Origin of the sequence: Pseudoalteromonas sp. TAB23 (genome assembly GCF_000498075.1) — a bacterium.
GTDB lineage: Bacteria > Pseudomonadota > Gammaproteobacteria > Enterobacterales > Alteromonadaceae > Pseudoalteromonas > Pseudoalteromonas arctica.
On sequence record NZ_AUTP01000026.1, the window covers coordinates 1 to 2,156 of the forward strand.

Here is a 2,156-nt window from a genome sequence, read left to right on the forward strand (position 1 = left end):
GGCAGCCATTGCAACGGGTTCTGCATGAAAATTCCCTCCAGAAATGATGTCGCCTACATCGGCAAAAACTAGCGGATTATCGGTTACACCGTTTGACTCGCATAGCAACACTTCTGCGGCTTGGCGTATCTGAGTTAGGCAAGCACCTAGCACTTGAGGTTGGCAGCGAAGGCAGTATGGATCTTGTACTTTTTCACAATTGACGTGGGAATCACTAATTTGAGAGTGCGTATCGAGTAGCTCTCTAAATACTTGAGCGGTGTCTATTTGTCCGCGCTGACCACGAATATCATGAATACGTGCATCAAATGGCGCGCGACTGCCCATTGCAGCTTCTATGCTTATCGAGCCGATAACGCAGCTTTGTGCATATAAGTTCTCGCTTCTAAATAGGCCTTGTAGTGCAAACGCAGTTGACGCTTGTGTGCCATTTAATAATGCTAAGCCTTCTTTAGCTGCAAGGGTAAGAGGTTCAAGCCCCGCTATTTTTAACCCTTGTGCTGCACTAATTATTTTTCCTTTATGTCGCATTTGACCTTCAGCTAATAAAGGTAGGCACATATGCGCAAGAGGGGCTAAATCCCCCGATGCCCCCACGGAGCCCTTTTTAGGCACGCACGGATATACTTCGCTACTAAGCAGCAGCATAAAAAATTGGATTACTTGCAGGCGAATACCCGAGTAGCCGCGCGAAAGCGAGTTTACTTTTAAGGTGATCATTAACCTTACTGTGCTGTCATCCATGTATTCGCCAATGCCCGCAGCGTGTGAAAGCACAATGGAGCGCTGTAATAATTCAAGTTCGTCGTCGGCTATTTTGGTATTAGCTAATAACCCAAAGCCGGTGTTAATCCCGTATACAGTGCGGTGCTCATTAATAACGTTTTGAACGGTTTGTGCGCTGGCAGCTATTTGTGATTCAGCATGCTGTACAAGGCTTAACTTTACTGGTGAATTATTAATTTTTCTTAGCGTGTTTAAATTAAGTGAGCCTGGAGTGAGAGTAAGTTCGAACATGATTATTCCTTGTCTAACATTGGTAGGTCTAAATTTTGTTCTTTAGCGCAGTTCTTTGCTATGTCGTATCCAGCATCAGCATGGCGCATTACACCCGTTGCAGGGTCGTTCCAAAGTACGCGAGCAATACACTCTTTAGCTTCATTTGTACCATCGGCAACAATAACCACACCAGAGTGCTGACTAAAGCCCATACCTACACCGCCGCCATGATGAAGGGACACCCAAGTAGCGCCACTTGCTGTATTAAGCAGTGCATTGAGTAATGGCCAATCCGATACCGCATCAGAGCCATCTTTCATACTTTCTGTTTCGCGGTTAGGGCTGGCAACTGAGCCAGAGTCGAGGTGATCGCGACCAATAACGATAGGGGCTTTAAGTTCGCCATTTTTAACCATTTCGTTAAAGGCCAATGCAAGGCGTGCTCTATCTTTTAAACCTACCCAACAAATACGTGCAGGTAGCCCTTGAAATTGAATGCGTTCACGCGCCATATCAAGCCAGTTATGCAAATGTGCATCATCAGGAATAAGCTCTTTTACTTTTGCATCGGTTTTATAAATATCTTCTGGATCGCCCGATAATGCTACCCATCTAAATGGTCCAATACCTTCACAAAATAAAGGGCGAATATAGGCGGGTACAAATCCAGGAAAATCAAACGCGTTGGTAACACCTTCATCAAACGCCATTTGACGAATATTATTTCCGTAATCAGTAGTGGCGGCACCCGCTTTTTGCAGCGCCAGCATGGCTCTAACTTGGACTGCCATTGATTGTTTAGCAGCTTTTACTACCGCTTTTGGATCTTGCTCACGCATTTTTGCTGCGTGCTCCATTGTCCAGTTTTGTGGTAAGTAACCATTTAATGGATCGTGAGCTGATGTTTGATCTGTGACTACATCAGGTGTAATACCTGTTTTAACCAGTGTACTAAATACATCGGCAGCGTTACCAAGTAAGCCAACTGATAGGGCTTCACCTTTTATGCACGCGTCGGTTATTAATTGCAGTGCGTGTTCAAGGTTCGTTGCTTTTACATCAACGTAACCTGTTTTTATACGAAAATCGATACGGCTTTCATCACATTCAACAACTAGCGCACTAAACCCTGCCATTGTAGCGGCAAGTGGTTGCGC

Annotated in this window: 2 protein-coding genes; both read right to left on the reverse strand. The window is 45.0% G+C overall.

Annotation, left to right across the window (positions count from 1 at the left end; genetic code table 11):
* A partial coding sequence (locus L654_RS0100425) for an aromatic amino acid lyase (protein WP_024606931.1) occupies positions 1-1,017 on the reverse strand: 1,017 nt, incomplete at its 3' end.
* Positions 1,018-1,019: 2 nt separating this feature from the next.
* Positions 1,020-2,156, reverse strand: a 1,137-nt coding sequence (gene hutU / locus L654_RS0100430) for a urocanate hydratase (RefSeq protein WP_024606932.1), incomplete at its 5' end; no start/stop codon positions are given.